The sequence below is a fragment of the Streptosporangium sp. NPDC048886 genome (assembly GCF_055586905.1).
The window spans coordinates 476,174-493,487 of sequence record NZ_JBVJHH010000001.1 but is presented as its reverse complement, the minus strand read 5'-3'; the positions used below and the strand labels follow the sequence as shown (position 1 = coordinate 493,487).

The 17,314-nt window shown below is 74.0% G+C and carries 14 protein-coding genes and 1 tRNA gene; 10 read left to right on the top strand and 5 right to left on the bottom strand.

All coding sequences use genetic code 11. The annotated features are described in order from the left end of the window. Positions 1-48: 48 nt before the first annotated feature. Both ACZ6R6_RS02140 and ACZ6R6_RS02135 read right to left on the bottom strand, forming a co-directional pair. Positions 49-1,170 carry a nitric oxide synthase oxygenase gene (locus tag ACZ6R6_RS02140; protein ID WP_470089433.1) on the bottom strand — a complete coding sequence of 374 codons (1,122 nt, stop codon included), beginning with the start codon at positions 1,168-1,170 and terminating at the stop codon, positions 49-51. A 353-nt stretch (positions 1,171-1,523) separates the two neighbouring features. Beyond that, positions 1,524-1,599, bottom strand: a tRNA-Asn gene (locus ACZ6R6_RS02135). Positions 1,600-1,764: 165 nt separating this feature from the next. Between ACZ6R6_RS02135 and ACZ6R6_RS02130 the strand changes: the two genes are divergently transcribed. Then, complete coding sequence (locus ACZ6R6_RS02130) at positions 1,765-2,079, top strand: YtxH domain-containing protein (protein WP_470089518.1); 315 nt, start codon at positions 1,765-1,767, stop codon at positions 2,077-2,079. Positions 2,080-2,327: 248 nt separating this feature from the next. Here ACZ6R6_RS02130 and ACZ6R6_RS02125 read toward each other — a convergent pair whose 3' ends face one another. From ACZ6R6_RS02125 to ACZ6R6_RS02115, 3 genes are all read right to left on the bottom strand, one after another. Next, complete coding sequence (locus ACZ6R6_RS02125; RefSeq protein WP_470089431.1) at positions 2,328-2,789, bottom strand: hypothetical protein; 462 nt, start codon at positions 2,787-2,789, stop codon at positions 2,328-2,330. Further along, on the bottom strand, positions 2,786-4,072 hold the full coding sequence (locus tag ACZ6R6_RS02120; protein ID WP_470089430.1) for an MGH1-like glycoside hydrolase domain-containing protein: 1,287 nt from the start codon (positions 4,070-4,072) through the stop codon (positions 2,786-2,788). The genes ACZ6R6_RS02125 and ACZ6R6_RS02120 overlap by 4 nt, the downstream gene beginning before the upstream one ends. A gap of 87 nt (positions 4,073-4,159) precedes the next feature. Beyond that, positions 4,160-7,306: an AfsR/SARP family transcriptional regulator gene (locus tag ACZ6R6_RS02115; RefSeq protein WP_470089428.1), complete on the bottom strand. Its 3,147-nt coding sequence runs from the start codon at positions 7,304-7,306 to the stop codon at positions 4,160-4,162. 173 nt (positions 7,307-7,479) lie between these two features. On the opposite strand from ACZ6R6_RS02115, the gene ACZ6R6_RS02110 reads away from it, so the two are divergent. The 9 genes from ACZ6R6_RS02110 to ACZ6R6_RS02070 all read left to right on the top strand — a co-directional run bounded on the left by ACZ6R6_RS02110 (position 7,480) and on the right by ACZ6R6_RS02070 (position 17,313). After that, the gene (locus ACZ6R6_RS02110; RefSeq protein ID WP_470089427.1) at positions 7,480-7,713 is read left to right on the top strand and encodes a hypothetical protein; all 234 of its coding nucleotides are present in this window, start codon (positions 7,480-7,482) and stop codon (positions 7,711-7,713) included. Between the two features lie 434 nt (positions 7,714-8,147). Further along, a complete protein-coding gene (locus ACZ6R6_RS02105) occupies positions 8,148-9,587 on the top strand; it encodes an aspartate aminotransferase family protein (protein ID WP_470089425.1) in 1,440 nt (479 codons plus the stop codon). After that, positions 9,569-10,615 carry an NAD-dependent epimerase/dehydratase family protein gene (locus ACZ6R6_RS02100; RefSeq protein WP_470089424.1) on the top strand — a complete coding sequence of 349 codons (1,047 nt, stop codon included), beginning with the start codon at positions 9,569-9,571 and terminating at the stop codon, positions 10,613-10,615. Before ACZ6R6_RS02105 ends, ACZ6R6_RS02100 begins: the two co-directional genes overlap by 19 nt. An 18-nt stretch (positions 10,616-10,633) precedes the next feature. Next, a complete protein-coding gene (locus ACZ6R6_RS02095; RefSeq protein WP_470089422.1) occupies positions 10,634-11,665 on the top strand; it encodes a UbiA prenyltransferase family protein in 1,032 nt (343 codons plus the stop codon). A gap of 26 nt (positions 11,666-11,691) precedes the next feature. Beyond that, the gene (locus ACZ6R6_RS02090) at positions 11,692-12,723 is read left to right on the top strand and encodes a glycosyltransferase family 2 protein (RefSeq protein ID WP_470089420.1); all 1,032 of its coding nucleotides are present in this window, start codon (positions 11,692-11,694) and stop codon (positions 12,721-12,723) included. A gap of 3 nt (positions 12,724-12,726) precedes the next feature. After that, positions 12,727-13,737: a glycosyltransferase gene (locus tag ACZ6R6_RS02085; protein ID WP_470089419.1), complete on the top strand. Its 1,011-nt coding sequence runs from the start codon at positions 12,727-12,729 to the stop codon at positions 13,735-13,737. Next, on the top strand, positions 13,734-14,759 hold the full coding sequence (locus tag ACZ6R6_RS02080) for a hypothetical protein (protein WP_470089417.1): 1,026 nt from the start codon (positions 13,734-13,736) through the stop codon (positions 14,757-14,759). Before ACZ6R6_RS02085 ends, ACZ6R6_RS02080 begins: the two co-directional genes overlap by 4 nt. Next, the gene (locus ACZ6R6_RS02075; protein WP_470089415.1) at positions 14,756-15,850 is read left to right on the top strand and encodes a class I SAM-dependent methyltransferase; all 1,095 of its coding nucleotides are present in this window, start codon (positions 14,756-14,758) and stop codon (positions 15,848-15,850) included. Before ACZ6R6_RS02080 ends, ACZ6R6_RS02075 begins: the two co-directional genes overlap by 4 nt. After that, on the top strand, positions 15,847-17,313 hold the full coding sequence (locus tag ACZ6R6_RS02070) for an endonuclease/exonuclease/phosphatase family protein (RefSeq protein ID WP_470089413.1): 1,467 nt from the start codon (positions 15,847-15,849) through the stop codon (positions 17,311-17,313). Before ACZ6R6_RS02075 ends, ACZ6R6_RS02070 begins: the two co-directional genes overlap by 4 nt. Position 17,314: the final 1 nt, after the last annotated feature.

The window sequence follows — 17,314 nt, the reverse complement described above, 5'->3', positions numbered from 1 at the left end:
CGGCCTCTCCGCAATGCCCCTGCCGCCGCGCCGCCGTCCCGCCCTCCGTCACCACCCCGGCACGGGCCAGCGGCCGAGCCCCCGCTCCACGGAATCGGGGTGGTGGACGTAGCTCGGCGACAGCTCCGCCTCGTCGTAGTAGCGGTGGAAGACCGGTGTGGCCGAGCCCGAGATGGGCGGGACGATCCAGCTCCAGTCGGCCGGGCAGACCCGGCCCGCCTTCTCCTCACGCGCCAGGTGGGTCAGGAATCGCCGCGACTCGGTGTGGTGGTCGGTCATCGTCACCCCGGCCTGGTCGAAGGAGTGCAGGACCGCCACGTTCAGCTCCACCAGGGCGTGGTCGCGCCAGAGCGAGCGGTCGGTGGAGGTGTCCAGGCCCAGGAGCTGGGCCATGATCGGCATCAGGTCGTAGCGGTCGATGTCGGCGAGGTTGCGCGCGCCGATCTCGCTGCCCATGTACCAGCCGTTGAACGGCGCCGCCCGGTAGTGGATCCCGCCGATCTCCAGGCACATGTTGGAGATCGCCGGTACGGCGTGCCAGCGCAGCCCGAGCTTCTCGAACCAGCGGTAGGACGGGTGGGTGAGCTCCACCTCCAGCACGGCGTCGGCGGGCACGCCGAACATCAGCGGCGAGCCGTTGCCCGCCGAGACGACCAGCGGCAGCACGTCGAAATGCGTGCCGGGGCCGCCGGGCCAGCCGAGTTTGCGCACCATCGTGGTGAAGTCCACATACCGGGGGTCACCGACGACGGACCCGTCGTCCATCGCGTATCCGGCGTAGCGGATGAGCTGCTCGTTCCAGATCCTCGGGCCCGGCCTGCCCGGCCGGTCGGGGGCGAACACCGTGATCGTCGGCCGGACCTTGCGGTTGGGCGCGGCCTCCCTCAGGTGGTTGACGCACTCCACGGCCACGTCCTCGGCCGTGTTCACCCAGCGCCGGTCACGCACCTGCAGCGAGTGCCAGTACAGCCGGCCGATGCACCTGGAGCTGTTGCGCCAGGCCACCCGGGCGCCGAAGGCGAGCTCCTCCGGGGTGTGCGTGTAGCTCCCCGTCCGGTAGATCTCGATCTGGACTTCGCGCATGCGGGCCTCCACCGGCCCCGCCTCGGGATTCTCCGCGTGGAACAACCTCAGGAAGTCCGCGGCCGCCGCGGTATCGATCTCTTGCACGACCGGAACAGGCTCCTTCGCCCTCAAGAACTTGGCCGCCGCGCGCCGGACACCGCCCATCAGCTCCGGTGCACGACGCCGAGACCTCCGCCAGATCAGCACAGAACAACCACCCATGCGTGCTCACGGGCACGGACGGCCGTTCCGGGCGGCGCGGTGCCCTGTGTGCAGCGGCCCTGCCCCACTGCGATCGTTGTGTTCCGCGGCGACCGCGCCGTCCTCGCTGACTGGCGAGCATAGCGATACATGACGCGGTATCTGACATCTTCTACGGCCGGGGAGGATTTGTCTCCCGAATCGGACCATAGAACGCCGAAGGCCCCCGGAGCTGGGCTCCAGGGGCCTTCTGTGTGTGGCTCCCGCGATAGGACTCGAACCTATAACCTGCCGGTTAACAGCCGGCTGCTCTGCCGATTGAGCTACACGGGATCGTGCTTTGCGCCGCTCTGACCGGGGAGTTTTCCTCGCTCCTTGCGGCGCAGGAATAGATTAGCGCACTCTGAGCGTGTGTGTCGCATCGCTACACCGGGGTAGGTCGGAAACGACCCGCGATCCGCGGGTAGGGTCCGGCGGAGCATGGCTGTGGAGGTGGAGATGCGTTACCGGATGATGTTCGGGGTGGGTCTTGCTGTGGGCTACATCCTGGGGAGCCGCGCCGGGCGGGAGCGTTACGAGCAGATCAAGCGGATGGCCCTGCGGGTGTCCGACAGCCCGAGGGTGCAGGAGACCGCCGGCCTGGTCGGCGCGCGGGTCTCGAAGGTCACCGGCGCCGCCAAGACGAAGGTGACCCACGCGGCCAAGAACCGGCTACCGTTCCTGCACTCGGACAACGGCTGGCAGGCCGACAAGCACGACGAGACGGGCACCGGCTGGCCGGAGGATGACAAGGCCACCTCTCCACACCCATGACGGACACCCCTGACGGACGGAAGGCCCCCGCGGGGGCCTTCCGCAGGTCCGGGCCGAGACCGCCGGCCCGGACCTCGGGCCTCCGCCCGAGGTCCGGACGCCCGTCCACGTTCGGACGCCCGTCCGGGCTCGGTCCTCTGCCCGGCTCGGTCCTCTGCCCGGCTCGGTCCTCTGCCCGGCTCGGTCCTCTGCCCGGCTCGTGTCTCTGCCCGGCTCGGGTCTCTATGGGCTCGGGCTCCCGCCCGCGCTCAGACGCCGAAGCTGCGGCGCGTCTCCTCAAGCGCCTGCTCGGCCAGGGCCTGCAGGCCGGGGTCGGTGGGGTCCATGCCGGGGTCGAAGACGAACTCCCAGATCATCTGGTCGTCTCCGGTCCTCCTGGCCACCAGCCGGACTCCCCCGCGCGCGTCCAGCGGGGCGTACTGGTTCACCACGATGGAGGCGGTCACCCGCTCCCGCACGGCCTCGGGGATCCGCCCCGGCTCGGGCAGCAGCGCCCGGTGCGACCCTCCCGCCGTGGTGACGACCGTCAGCCCCTCCTCGTCCCACACGCCGCGGTCCACCTGGAACCACGGCAGCCTGACCCCGCCCAGATAGAGCGCCTTGTCGGTGGCGATCACGTAGCCGTCCGGCCCCTCGGCGTAGGTGAGCACCCGGTCGGTCGGCGCGACGGCCGCGCGGACCTCGGCGGGCATGCGGTTGAAGAGCTTCATGCGTCCACGTTATCCGCGAGCAGATCGAGGGTGAGCGCGGCCGACCAGGAGAAGTCCCGGCTGCCCCGGCCGCTGCCGTCGAAGGGGTCGAAGCACTCGCGGAAGCCCGCCTGCCGTACCAGGCGCAGGGTGCCCGCGCCGAGCAGCCCCGCCGGCCCCGTCAGGCCGTGTACGGCCAGCGCGCGCCGGAGCAGCCAGTTGGTGTTCACCCAGGACGGCCCCCGCCAGTAGCAGGACCGGTCGAACTGCGGCGCGCGGATCTCGCAGCTCGGCACCGGGTATCCCGCGGCGCCCATGAACCGGGGCGACTCCAGCACGCCCACCAGCTTCTCCACCCGGTCGGCGGACAGGCCGGGATCGAGCATCGGCCCGAAACCGCCGATCGTGCAGACGGGGCTGAGCCGCCCGCTGCGCAGATCCCGGGCGCGGAAGACCCCGTCGGCCCAGAGCCGCTCCAGCACCCCCGCGCGGATCCGCTCGGCCGCCTCCCGGTGCGGCCCGGGGTCGGCGCCCGCCAGCGGGGCCAGCTCGGCGAGCACCTGGCAGGAGGCCAGCCAGATCCCGTTGAACAGCGGGTCCTCCACCGCGAACGGATGTTCGTCACGCAGGTAGGCGCCGTCGTAGCCGGAGTCGCGGTAACGCAGGGCCAGCCAGATGTAGCGGTCCTGGTGGCTGTCGGGCAGCTCCTCGCCCCGGTAGGCGTAGCGGACCGCGGGCAGCGCTCCCAGCGGGGCGTCCCACACGGGGCTGTCGTCCATCCCCGACTCCCACGGGTGCACGATCGCGGCCAGCCCGCCCCCGCCCAGGTCCCTGGTCGTGGCGAGGTAGTCGTGCTGGGCCACCAGCATCGGATACAGCCGGCGGACGAGGGCGGCGGCCTCGGCGCGGTCCGCCGCGTGCCGCCACACCCACCACAGGGCCAGGGCCTGCAGCGGCGGCTGGGTCAGCCCGGAGGTGATCGCCTTGTTGGGGGAGGCCGGATGGTCCTGCGAGCGCCAGACGGAGGGGCCGGGGAAGTAGGCGTCGGCGTGGGACGGGTGGAAGACGATGTGCGGCACCATGCCGGTGCTCCACTGCCCGGCCAGCAGGCTGAGCAGTTCGGTCCCCGCCCGCCGGGTGTCCCAGCGGGCCAGGCCGATCGCGACGAAGGTGGAGTCCCAGTTCCACTGGTGGGGGTAGAGCCCGGGTGCGGGCACGGTGGCGGACCCCGTCCAGTTCGCGTCGAGCACGGACCACGCCTCGCGCCCGAGAGCGGCGTCGTCTACGGCCGGCCGCGCCTCCATCCGCCCAGTCTGCGCCTGTATCCGCCAGGAAAACAGGGGTTAAACCCAACAGTCGTCGCAATACCCTCCAAGATGGGCCGAAGACCGCTATGACCGGCGGTCGGGATCACGCAGATGGGCATAGATCTCCTCAGCGCTGATCTCCTCGACCTCCGGGACGCCCAGGTCGGTGAGGATGTCCAGGGCGCGCCGCCACTGCTCGCGGGCCTCCTCGTGCCGGCCCAGGTCGCGGTGGGCGCGGGCCAGGCCGTGCAGGGCGCGCACCTGGCCCGCCGGATGACCGAGGTCGTGGGCGATGTCGAGAGCGGTCCGGTGGTAGGTGAAGGCCCGGTCGGGACGGCCGGTGGCCTGGTGGACACGGCCGAGGCCGTACAGGCCCTCGAACTGGGCGTTGCGGTCGCCGATCCGGCGGGCGATCCGCAGGGTGCGGCGGTAGCAGTCGGTGGCCGGCCGGTGCTCGCCCCGCATGAGGTGGGTGATGCCGAGGCCGGTCAGTGCGCGCAGCTCGCCGTCGCGGTTGCCGGTGACGTCGGCGATCTTCAGTGCCTGCTCGAAGTGGTCGGCGGCCCGCCCGAACCAGCCCTGCGCCCGGTGCACGTGCCCCAGACCGCACAGGGCGCCCAGCTCCCCGTCCCGGTTGCCGGTCACCCGGGCGATCTCCAGCGCCCGCTCGAAGCAGTCGGCGGCCCGCCCGAACCAGCCCTGCGCCCGGTGCACGTGCCCCAGACCGCACAGGGCGCCCAGCTCCCCGTCCCGGTTGCCGGTCACCCGGGCGATCTCCAGCGCCCGCTCGAAGTAGTCGGCGGCCCGCCCGAACCGCCCCTGGGCGAGATGCACGTCGCCCAGGCCGCACAGGGCGGCGAGCTCGCGGTCGCGGTCGGCGAGGGCGCGGGCGGCGTGCAGGGCGTTGCCGTGCAGGGTGCGGGCGTGGGTGTAGTGCGCGCGGGTGTGCAGGTGGCGGTGGAGGGAGGCCCACAGGTGCAGGGCGTGGGCGGGCCAGCCGTGCCGGGCCGCGTACGCGGCGGTGGCGAGCAGGTTGGTCAGCTCGGCGTCCAGCCACTCCGACGCGCGCGCCCGGTCGCCGGGGGCCCCGGAGCGGGCGTCCTGTCCCCGGGCGCGGACGGGGTGGTCGGTCTCGTACATGTGCGCCGTGTCCACGGCGGCCGAAGCGGTACGGATGTAGTGGTCGAACAGGCGCATCAGCGCGGTGCGCCGGTCGGCGTCGGCGTCCTCGTCGGCCAGGGTGGCGGTGGCGTGCGTGCGCACCAGGTCGTGGAAGCGGTAGCGGCCCGGGACCGGTTCCTGCAGCAGGTGGGCGTCGACCAGGTCGTCGAGGAGATGGCCGGCGTGCTGGGGGGTGGTGCCCGCCAGGGCAGCGGCCGCGTGCCGCTCGATGTCGGGCCCCGGGTGCAGGCCGAGCAGCCGGTACATGCCCTGCCTGCCGGGGCTGAGGTGGTGGTAGGACAGGTCCATGGTCGCCGTGATGCTGAGCTGGCCGACCTCGAGCTCGCTGAGCCGGTGCTGGTGGTCGCGGAGCCGGCCGGCCAGGTCCGCCGGGGTCCAGCCGGGCCTGACGCGCAGCCGGGCGGCGGCGATGCGGATCGCCAGCGGCAGCCGGCCGCACAGCTCGACGATCTCGGTGAGCAGCCCGGGCGGCTGGCCGGCCAGGCGCTGCTCACCGGCGGTGCGGGTGAACAGCGTCAGCGCGTCGCCGGGCGGGAGGACCTCCAGGGAGAGCGTCCGGACGTCGTCGAGGCCGGCCAGGCGCCTGCGGCTGGTGATCAGCGTCAGGCAGCCGGGCGTGCCGGGCAGCAGGGGCCGCACCTGGGCCTCGCCGAGCGCGTTGTCCAGCAGGATGAGCACGCGCCGGCCGGCCAGCCGGGTCCGGTAGAGGGCGGCCCGGGAGTCGAGGTCGTGTGAGATCTGCTCACCGGGCACCCCCAGGGAGCGCAGCATCTGGTCCAGCGCGTCGGCCGGGTCGACCGGCGCCACCCCCTGGGTGAAGCCGTGCAGGTCGACGAAGAGCTGCCCGTCGGCGAAGCGGTCGGCCAGGAGGTGCGCGGCGTGCACGGCGAGCGTGGTCTTGCCGACTCCGGCCATGCCGCGGATGGCGCCGATCACCGGCACCCCGGGGCCGGACGCCGGGGCCCCCGGACCCGGCACGGGCGCGTCGGGGCGGTCCGCCGGATGGGCGAGCGCCAGCAGGTGGGCCAGTTCCGCGGCCCGGCCGGTGAAGCTGGCGATGTCCCGGGGGAGCTGCCTGGGCACCGCCGGGACTCCGGACGGGCCACCGGCCGGGACTCCGGACGGGCCACCGGCCGGGACTCCGGACGGGCCACCGGCCGGGACTCCGGACGGGCCACCGGCCGGGCCACCGGAGGCGACCCCGGACGCGGCACCGGACGGACCGGAAGCGCCCCCGGACGGGGTACCGGGCGGGGCACCGGGGGCGTCCGCGGGCGGGGCCAGGTCGGCGTGACCGGCCAGGATCTGGCGGTGCAGCCGCTGCAGCGGTGGGCTCGGCTCCACGCCGAGCTCGTGGACGAGCTGCCGGCGCAGCTCCCGGTAGGCGCGCAGCGCGTCGGCCTGACGGCCCGAACGGTACAGGGCGAGCATCCACTGGGCCTGTAATCGCTCCCGCAGCGGCTCCTCGGTGACCAGCGCCCCCAGCTCGGCGAGCAGGTCGCCGTGGTGGCCGAGGGCGAGCTGGGAGTCGATCCAGGTCTCCTGCGCGGCGAGCCTGCGCTCCTCCAGCCGGACCAGCTCGGCGCCCAGCGCCTGGTCCAGCGCCGGGTCCAGCGCGACGTCCTCGAACGGCCGGCCGCGCCAGAGCCCGAGCGCCCGCCGCAGCCGCTCGGCCGCCAGTCCCGGCCGCCCGTCGGTCAGCGCCTGGCGTCCCTGCGCCGCGAGCTCCTCGAAGGTCAGCAGGTCGAGGTCGGCCGGGGAGAGCCGCATCTGGTAGCCGCCCGGCACGGTGCACAGCAGCGGGGGCTCGGTCCGGTCGGCCAGCCCGAGGGCCTGCCGGAGCGCGGACACGTAGGTGCGCAGCGCGACCGCGGCGGTGCGGGGCGGCCGCTGCGGCCACAGCGCCTCGACCAGCCGGTCGGCGGGGACGGGCCGGTTGACGTTCAGCAGCAGCACCGCCAGCAGGGTGCGCTGCTTGGCGGCGCCCAGCCGGACCAGCCGGTGGTCACCGGAGCGGACCTCGAGCGTGCCGAGGACGCTAAAGCGCATGACCCGGCACCGCCGGACGCCGTCCGCCCCGCGGCAGGTCCTGGCCCGTCGATATTCGGGCGGCCGAAGCCGCTCCGTCCGTCAGCGCCGCACAGCCACATATCATCAGCGCCATATACCCATATATATGACCACGTGTCGATATCTGAAGTTCACGGCGAATTGCCCGATAAATGGTGCTCATGTTCTATTTATCGCTGGCCACAACCACGATTCAGGGCCGCATTAACGAGGGCCGGCCCGCCGTAGCCCACCACCTGCCCGTCAAGTCCCGCACCGCGAAGACGGAGGGCGAGGATCTCGCCGAAATCGGCGGTCGCCGGCCGGGCACGGCCGCGGCCGCACCGGACGGCGTCCCGCCCGTTCCGGATCACGGCGCCACCGGCCCGGACCCGCCTTCCGGATAAACCTTTCCGGATCTTTTCGACCGGCCGGATGAATGGCGGAAAGGCGGGGCGTTTCTCGCGCTCCCCGTCATCGCCCGCCGGACGGCGGAGCCGTGGGCGTCCACCCCCGCCCTCCCCCCGGCACGCCATACCGGACCGGAGCGTTCTCGAATGGTGAGACGGCGCCCGCGGGACCGGCCGGGCCCGCGCCGGAGAACGGACACGCCGGACGTCGGGCTCGCGGCTCCCCATCTGTCTCATCATCTGCAAACGCGTGACTCGACGGTGTCAAGCCGCGCCTTTACCCGCCCTTGACAGCCGGACCGCATCGTCAATGCGACTCCACTTCACTTCCGGAGGGGTCCCGGGACCGACCGCAGTCCCGGGCCGCCGGAACCGTGGCGCCGCGTCCCGATGAGCACCGATTCCCCGGCGACGGGGAGAGGAGAGTGCGCGTGTCCGAACTGATCAGCCTCGAAGAATGCGAGCGGCTCACCGCCAGAGACGTTCACGACCTCTACCGGAAACACGTCAGCCGCAGCCAGGTGTCGCTGATGACCTCGTTCGGTTTCGGCCGGGAGCTCGTCGAGCGCGCCGAGGGCGCCTGGATCTGGACCCGGGGCGGCCGGAGGATCCTCGACTTCACCGGCGGGGTCGGCGTGCTCAACCACGGCCACAACCACCCCCGCGTCCTGGCCGCCCGCCGGCGCTTCCAGGAGGCGCACCGGATGGAGGTGCACAAGACCTATTTCTCACCCTACGTGGCGGCGCTCGGCCACAACCTCGCCCAGCTGCTGCCCGGCGACCTGAACATGTCGTTCTTCCCCAACTCCGGCGCCGAGGCGGTGGAGGGCGCGGTCAAGCTCGCCTACAAGTACCACGGCGGGCGCCGGCAGCGGATCCTCCGCGCCGACATCGCCTTCCACGGCAAGCTGCTGGGCTCCGGCGCCCTCACCGGCGCCCAGGACCGCTTCCGCTTCCCGGGCATCCCCGGGGTGGGCGCCTTCCCCTACGGCGACCTGGACGCCGTGCGCGCCGCGACCGCCGCGGCGCGCACCCGCGACGGCGGCTGCGACGTGTACGCGATCATCATCGAGCCGTTCAGCGCCTCGACCATGCGTTCCTGCTCCGAGGAGTTCCTGCGCGGGCTGCGGGAGCTCTGCGACGCGGACGACATCATGCTGATCTTCGACGAGATCTACACGGGCTGGGGCAAGACCGGCAGCCTCTTCTACTTCATGCGCCATCCCGGCCTCGTCCCGGACATCGTGACCACGTCGAAGTCGTTCGGCGGCGGCAAGTCGTCGATCTCGGCGTACATCGCGCGCGAGCGGGTGTTCCGCAAGGCCTACGACAACCTCGCCGACTCGGTGATGCACAGCACCAGCACGACGTACTACGGGTTCGGCGAGGAGACCGCCACCGCGATCGAGGCGGTCAACGTCGCCGTCGAGGACGACTATCCGGGGCGGGCGCGCGAGATCGAGCGCGTCCTCGCACCGGGCCTGGAGCGGATCCGCAAGGAGCACCCGGACACGGTGGCCGCGGTGCGGGGCGCGGGCGCGCTGTACGGGATCTTCCTGGACGGCGGGCCGAAGATCCTCGACCTCGCCGCGAGGCTCGCCCCGGGCGGCCTGGCCAAGGATCCCAACTTCCGCATCAAGTTGATCACCTGCTCGGTCGTCGACGCGCTCTACCGCGACCACGGCGTCTACGCCTACTACACGCTGAACGGGGACAACCCGCTGGTCGCCGCGCCCCCGCTGGTCGTCGAGCCCGCGGACGTCGAGTACTTCCTCGACAGCCTCGCCGCCACCCTGGACCAGGGCCTGCCGCGGCTGCTCACCCGGTTCGTGCGGGAGAAGGTGGCGCCGCGATGGCCGTCCGGGTCGTAGTCACGGGCAGCTCCGGGATGCTGGGCGGGAACCTGGTCCGGGGCCTGACGGAGGCGGGGTACGACGTGCTGGGCGTGGACCTGCGCCCGCGCTCCGACGGGTGCCCGCGGGCGCGGTACGCGATCGGCGACGTCCGTGACACCCCGCTGATGACCGGACTGGTCACCGGGGCCGAGGCGGTGGTGCACTGCGCCGCGGCGCTGCCGAGCTACCCGGCCGGCGAGATCCGCGACGTGATCGTCGGGGGCACCCGCAGCGTGCTGGAGGCCGCCCGCCGGGCCGGCGTGCCGCGCGCCGTGCACGTCTCCTCCACGGCGGTGTACGGCCTGCCGCGGACTGTCCCCACGGCCGAGAGCCATCCCCGGGAGCCGGTCGACCCCTACAGCCGGGCCAAGGCGGCGGCGGAGGAGGTGGCGGAGGCGTTCCGGGAGGAGGGGATGTGCGTGCCGGTCCTGCGGCCCAAGACCTTCCTCGGCCCCGGCCGCATGGGACTGTTCTCGATGCTCTTCGAATGGGCCGAGGAGGGCCGTAACTTCCCGCTGCTGGGCCGCGGCGACGTGCGCATCCAGATGCTCGCGATCGACGACCTGGTCGAGGCGATCCTGCGCGTGCTCCAGGCGCCCGCGGACGTGGCCGGCGACACCTTCAACATCGCCGCCGCCGCGTTCGGCACCCTGCGCGAGGACTTCCAGACGGTGCTCGACGCGGCGGGCCACGGCAGGCGGCTGGTGCCGCTCCCGGCCGGGCCGACCCTGGCCGCGCTGCGGCTGCTGGGCAGGACGGGGCTGTCCCCGGTGTACGAACGGCTGCTGTACAAGCTGCTCGCGGACTCCTACGTCAGCATCGACAAGGCCCGGGACCGTCTCGGCTTCGAGCCCCGCTTCTCCAACCAGGAGGCGATCCTGCGCACCTACGCCTGGTGGCGGGAGAACCGGCGGCAGCAGGGCCGCGGGGCGCCCGCGGCCGGCCGGACCAGCCGCGACGCGTGGCGACAGGGCGCGCTGTCGCTCGCGAAAGTCTTCTTCTGATCCCGGCCGGAGGTGCATATGCGTGTCATCGAACCTCCCGGCTCCCAGGGGGTGGCCCGGCCGCCGGAGCCGCTCGCCGACGGTGCGCCGGACGGCACGGCGGACCGTGCGCCGGACGGCACGGCGGACGGTGCGCCGGGCCGGCGGCCGGGGCTGCCGGCGGACCTGGTGGCCCTGATACGGCCGCTGCACGCGGCCAAGAGCGTCCTGCTGGTGCCCCTCGCGCTCGCCGACGCGAGCGTCTGGACCCTCGCGATGCTCGGCGCGACGGGCTGGGCCGTGGCCGGCTTCGTCCTGGCCGGGGCCTGCGTGTACGTCGGCAACGACATCGCCGACCGGCACCGGGACCGCCACCACCCCGTCAAGCGCCACCGTCCGGTCGCCGCCGGGCGGGTGCCGGTCTGGGCCGCCTGCCTGTACTGCGCCGCCCTGCTCGCGCTGCTCGGCGTGGTGGCCGGTTCCGGTCCCGGCCGGCCGTACTGGCCCCTGCTGGCCTACCTGGCGCTCAACGTCGCCTACACCCGTGTGCTCAAGCACATCCCCCTGATCGACGTGTGCGCCGTCGCGCTGGGCTTCGCGCTACGCGTCGTCCAGGGGTACGCGGCGATCGGGGAGCCGGTCTCCGGGTGGCTGCTGGTCGCGGTGTTCTCGGTGTCGCTGCTGCTGGTGACCGGCAAGCGGCGCCAGGAGCTGCTGGAGTCCGGGACCGCCCACCGGCCCGCGCTGCGCGGCTACTCGGTGGGGCTGGCCGACCAGATGCTCCAGCTCACCTGCGTGCTCACCGCGGTCGCCGGCCTGATGTACCTGCGCACCGAGGCGCCGTTCGGCCCCTACGGCCAGCCGGCGATGCTGCTGGCCACGCCATTCGTGATCTTCGCCCTGTTCCGCTACCTGCAGGTGGTGCTCGTCGAGGGGGGCGGCGGCGATCCGGTGCGGGGGGTGCTGCGCGACCGGGGCCTGGCCGCCACGGCGGTGGCGCTGGCCGTCGTGCTCGGCGTGACGCTCGTGCTGGCCCACCATCCCGCGCTGGCCGCGACGGTCCTGCGATGAACCCCACGACGCGAAAGGCGGCAGTCATGTCCCGGCCGTACCCCCTGGTCTCGGTCGTCGTCCCGGTGCACAACTCGGCCAAGACGCTGCGCGCCTGCCTCACGGCGGCACTGGCGCAGACCTACCCCGGCCTGGAGGTGATCGTCGTCGACGACGCCAGCACCGACCGGTCCCGGGAGATCGCGGGCGCCTTCCCGTGCCGGCTGGTGACGCACCCCCGCAACCGGGGCGTGTCGGCGGCCCGCAACACCGGGGCGGCGGCGGGCCGCGGCGAGATCCTGTTCTTCCTCGACTCCGACGTCGGCCTGGCCCCGGACGCGGTGCTCAACGCGGTGCGGCTGCTCGGCGAGGACCCCGGATGCGGGTGCGTCTACGGCGTCTACGCCAAGGAACCGCTCATCGACGACGGTCCCGTGGAGGTCTACCGGACGCTGCACCTGCACCACGCCCTCACCCGGGCGGCAGGCCCGACGGCCACGGCGGTCTTCGCCCTCGCCGCCGTCCCGCGGGCGGTCTTCGACGAGGTGGGGCCGTTCGACGAGAACCTGCGCTGCGCCGAGGACGACGAGTACAGCGAGCGGCTGCTGGCGCGGCACCGCATCCGGATCTCAGCCGAGGTGACCGGCCGCCACGACGAGGCCGACCGGCTCCTGCCGCTGCTGGCCGAGCAGTACCGGCGCGCGCAACTGCTGCGCTTCTCCGCCCGCAACCGGCTGCGGCCCGACGCCCTGAAGGTCAACCGCGTGCCGGGCCTCCTCGCCGTCGCGCTGGCCGCGGCGAGCGTCCCCGCCGGCCTGGTGTGGCCGCCCGCGCTGTCGCTGACCGGCGCCTGTCTCGCCGCGTTCGCGCTCTGCGATCCGCCGCTGTCACGGTTCGTGCTGCGGGAGAAGGGCCCGGCGTTCCTGGCCTTCTTCACCGGGGTGCACCTGCTCACGCACGTGGCGCTGCTGTCGGGCGCCGCCACCGGATGGGTGCGCGCCACGCTCGACTCCTCCTTCGGGCCCTCCCGGCGCGCGGCCGGGCGCCGGCGCCCGGCCGATCCCTCGAAAGGCTGGTGAACCATGACCGCCACGCCCCTCGTCTCGGTCATCATCCCCAACTACAACTACGCCGACGTGCTCGGGCTGTGCCTGCGCTCGGTCCAGGAGCAGACGTACTCCCCCATCGAGATCATCTACGTGGACGACTGCAGCACCGACGACTCCGTACGGGTCGCCGAGGCCCACGGGGTGCGGGTGCTCAGCACGCCGCGCAACAGCGGGGTGTCCGTCGCGCGCAACCTCGGCGTGGCGCACGCGCGGGGCGAGGTGCTGTTCTTCCTCGACTCCGACGTCGCGCTCGCCCCCGACGCGGTCGCCCAGGCCGTGGCGCTGCTGCGGTCCGACCCCGGCATCGGCGCGGTCTCCGGCAACTACGAGGCGGTCCCGCTGCGGCGTGACAGCCTGGTCAAGGAGTACCGCACCCTCTACCGCCACTACTGGTACCTGGTCGCCGAGGGCCCGATCAAGGGATTCCTGCCCGTCGCCATCATCGCCTTCCCCGCCGCCGTGTGGGCCGAGGTCGGGCCGTGGACGGCCGAGCTCACCCAGTCGGAGGGCGCCGACATCGGCGAGCGGCTCAACGAGCGCTACACCGTGCTGCTCACCTCGGCCGTGCGCGGGCGCCACGACGACGACGCCACCCTGCGCATCGCGCTGCGCAAGGTCTTCACCCGCACCCGCGTGCACGTGCCGTTCTTCCTGCAGCCCCGGCGGGCCGCGGGCGTGGTCGGCTCGCCGGAGTCGGCGGCGAGCCTGGCCGCCGCGCTGACGCTCCTCGCCCTGCCCGTGCCGCTGCTGACCGGCGCCGCGTGGTCGGCGGCGCTGCCGGCCCTGCTGCTGGCCGCCTGGCTGGGCATCGACCGGAAGATGTACCGATACGTGTTCGCCACCCGGGGCGCGGGCTTCGGGCTGTTCTTCGTCGGCATGCACTTCCTCGTCAACCTGACCATCGCGGCCGGGGCGGGCGTCGGGATCGTCCAGTGGCTGACCTCGCGCTCGTTCCGCCGCCTGTACGCCAAGGCGCCCGCGTGACGGCCGTGCGGGACGCCCGCCGCCTCCTGGCCACCCCGGCGGGCCGCCGGGCGCTCGCCGGGCTGCGCGTGGCCGCCTACCTGCTCGTGGCCGGCTTCCTCGGCTATCAACTGTGGCGGGTCCGCCATGGGCTGGGCGCGAGCCTGCGGCTGGTGGGCTGGGGGAACGCCCTGCTCGCCGCGGCGCTGGCGGCCGTCGGCGGGGTGCCCGGCTTCATCGGCTGGCGCATGCTGCTGGCCGGGCTGGGCACCCGCCTGCCCTGGCCGGTGGCGGTCCGGGTGTTCTTCCTCGCCGGGCTTACCCGCTACCTGCCGGGCGGTGTCTGGCCCGCGGTGGCGCACGCCGCGCAGGCCAGGCCGCTCGGTGAGCCCCCGGCCAGGCTGGCCGGGGCCTTCGTGGCCAGCCAGGGACTGGCGGTGGTCGCCGGGCTCGCGGTCGGGCTGGTCGCCCTGCCCCGGCTGGTGGCGGCCGACGCACTGTGGTGGGCGCTGCTGCCGGCGCTGGCCGCCGCGCTCGTGCCGGCGGCCCTGCCCCGGCTGCTGGAGAGGCTGCTCGGCGTGGCCCAGCGCGTGCTGCGCCGCGGCGACGTCCCGCCGGTCCTGCCCGGACGGCGCGTCCTGCTCACGGTGACCGGGCTGATGACGACCGGCTGGCTGATCAGCGGCCTGCACGTCACGGTGCTCGCGGTGGCGCTCGGCGCGCCCCTGTCCGGGGCCCTGACCGTGGGGGTCGGCGGCTTCGCACTGTCCACCGTGGCCGGGGTCCTCACCCTGGTGATGCCCTCCGGGCTGGGCCCGCGCGAGGCCGTCCTCGGGCTCACCGTCGCCACCCTGCTGACCGGCAGCGGCCTGGTCACGCTGGTCGCGCTGAGCCGGGTGCTGATCACCGTGGCCGACCTGGCGTCGACCGCCGCCGTCCTGGGCTGGCTCGCCCGGACCGGCCGGCGCGGTCACCGCCCCACCCCGCCCGCCGGGGACCAGCACGCACGACTCACCCGACAGCAAGGAGCCTCCCCGTCATGACGTCGACCTCGCACAGCGGCCCGCCGCCGGCCTCCCCGGGCCGCGAGCAGCTCCGCCACCTCGTCCGCCAGCTCCCCGCCGGGCGGGTGAGCGGCCCCCTGCTGCGGGCACTGGCCGCGCTGCCCCTCGCCGACCGGCCCTTCGCGTGGCTGGAGCGGCACCCGGCGGTGCACGGCACGGTCCTGTCCGCCTTCGGCCTGCGCCGGCCGATCTTCATCGACCACCCCGCCCGGCCGGAGCCGCGCTTCGGGTACGGCAGGCCGGACCACCCGCAGATCGCGGCGCTGCTCGAACGGGGCCGGGCCCGCTACGCCGAGCGGCTCACCCGCTTCCTCGCCCTGGAACAGCACCTGGCCGCCGTCCCGGTGCGGGAGCACCCGGGCGGCACCACGCCGTACTGGGACAACGGCTGGCTGCCGCCGCTGGACGCGCTCGCGCTGTACGGCTTCCTCACCGAGGCCGCGCCGCGGCGGTACGTCGAGATCGGCTCGGGCAACTCCACGAAGTTCGTCCGCCGCGCGATCGACGACCACGGTCTGCGCACCCACGTCACCTCGATCGACCCGGCGCCGCGCGCCACCGTCGACGCGCTGTGCGACACGGTGCTCCGCAGCCCGCTGGAGCGCGTGGACCCGGGGCTGTTCGCCGACCTGGAGGCCGGTGACATCGTCTTCCTCGACGGGTCGCACCGGGTCTTCATGGGGTCGGACGTGACCGTCTTCTTCTTCGAGATCCTGCCGCTGCTGCGGCCGGGCGTCCTGGTGCAGCTGCACGACATCCTGCTGCCCAGCGACTATCCGCCCGAGTGGCGCTGGCGGCACTACTCCGAGCAGTATCTGCTCGCGGCCTTCCTCCTGGCCGACCCGGCCCGGTTCGACACCGAGCTGCCGAACGCGTTCATCGAGGGTGACGCGCGGCTGCGCGGGCTGGTGGAACCGCTCTGGCATCGCCTGGGGCTCACCGAGTCCTACCGCCCGGCCTCGTTCTGGCTGCGCATCCGCGACCGGGCGCCCGGCACGGCGGGGACGGCGGGGACGACGGGAACGACGGGAACGGCGGGGACGACGGGGACGGCGGGGACGGCGGCATGACCGCGGGTCCCTCCGGATCGGGGCCCGGCGGGCGCACCGCCGGGCCCCGCCCGCCGGGCGCGGCCGTACCGGAGGACGGGCCGGAGCGGCGCGGGGCGGTGGCCGGGCCAGAGGGCGGGCCGGAGCGGCGGCGGACCGCGGCGGGGCGCTGGGCGGTGCGGGTGGCGCTCGGGGGGTCGGCGGTGTGGCTGCTGTCCGCCCTGGCCAACTGGCTGACCGGCAGGTTCTGGTGGTGGGGGGGCGCGCTGCCGCTCCTGATGTTCTGCCTCGGGCCGCTGCTGGTGCTCGGGGCGGTGGCGATGCTTCTGCTCGCCCGCACGCGGCTGTCCCGCCTCGAACGGGTGCTGGTCAGCCTGGCGGCGGCGCAGGTGGCGCTCATCGCGCTGCGCCGGCTGCTCACCGGCCGCACCTGGATGTGGGTCGTCCCCGACCTCATGGTGCCGCCCCTGCTGTTCGCGCTGCTGCCGGCGGCGCTGCTCGCCGCCCTCGCGGTGCTCCGGCTGTGCCGCGTCCGGACCGCCCGGACCGCCCGCGTGTGGACGGCCCTGCTCGCCGCGGCCGCCCTCGCCCTCGGCCTGGACCAGTCGGGGCTGAACCCGCGCGCACCCTGGGCACGGGCCGGGGACGGGGCCGCCCCGCCCGGCGCGCTCCACGTCGTCTCCTGGGACACCTACTGCTGGAACACCACCGACGACCCCGGCCGCTTCTTCGCCTACCTGAAAGGGTTCGACGCCGACGTCTACCTGCTCCAGGAGCACTCGGGGTGCGGCCCCGGGGCCCCGCTGCCCCTGCGGGACGGGGAGCGGCTGCGGAGCGAGTTCCCCGGCCACCACATCGCGACCGCCGGCGGCCTGCTGACGATCTCACGCCTCCCCGTGGCGGGCCAGGCGGCGCTGGGGGCGGACCCGAACCCGCTCGCGCCCTCCTGGACGGACGCGGCCCTCCGCACCGACCTGCGGGTCGGCGGACGCCTGGTCTCGGTGTACAACGTGCACTTCTACGACATGCTCTACCTCAGCTCCAGCCCGCTGAGCCGGGAGTTCTACCGGTCCATAGCGGCGCTGGACACCGCGCGGACGGCCCAGTTCGACGCGCTGGGCGCCGATCTCGGCCGTAACCGCAACCCCGTGCTGGTCTCCGGCAACTTCAACACGCTGCCCGGCACGGGACACGCCCGGCGGCTGGCGGGCCTGGCCGACGCGGCGCGCGCCGGCCGGTCGCCGTACCCGGCGACGCTCACCTTCGCGGGGCTGCGGCTGTGGCGGATGGACTGGACCCTCACCTCGCCCGGCCTGCGCGTGCACCGCTACGACCTGCGCTCCCCCGAGGGGATGTCCACCCACCACCTGCAGGACGTGGTCGTCTCACCGGCCGCCGGGGAGAGCGCCCGCGGCGCCGGGCCGCCCGCGCGCCGCGCCCCGAGCCGTCATCCCAACCTGGACCAGAATCCGAAAGCGGGGTAAC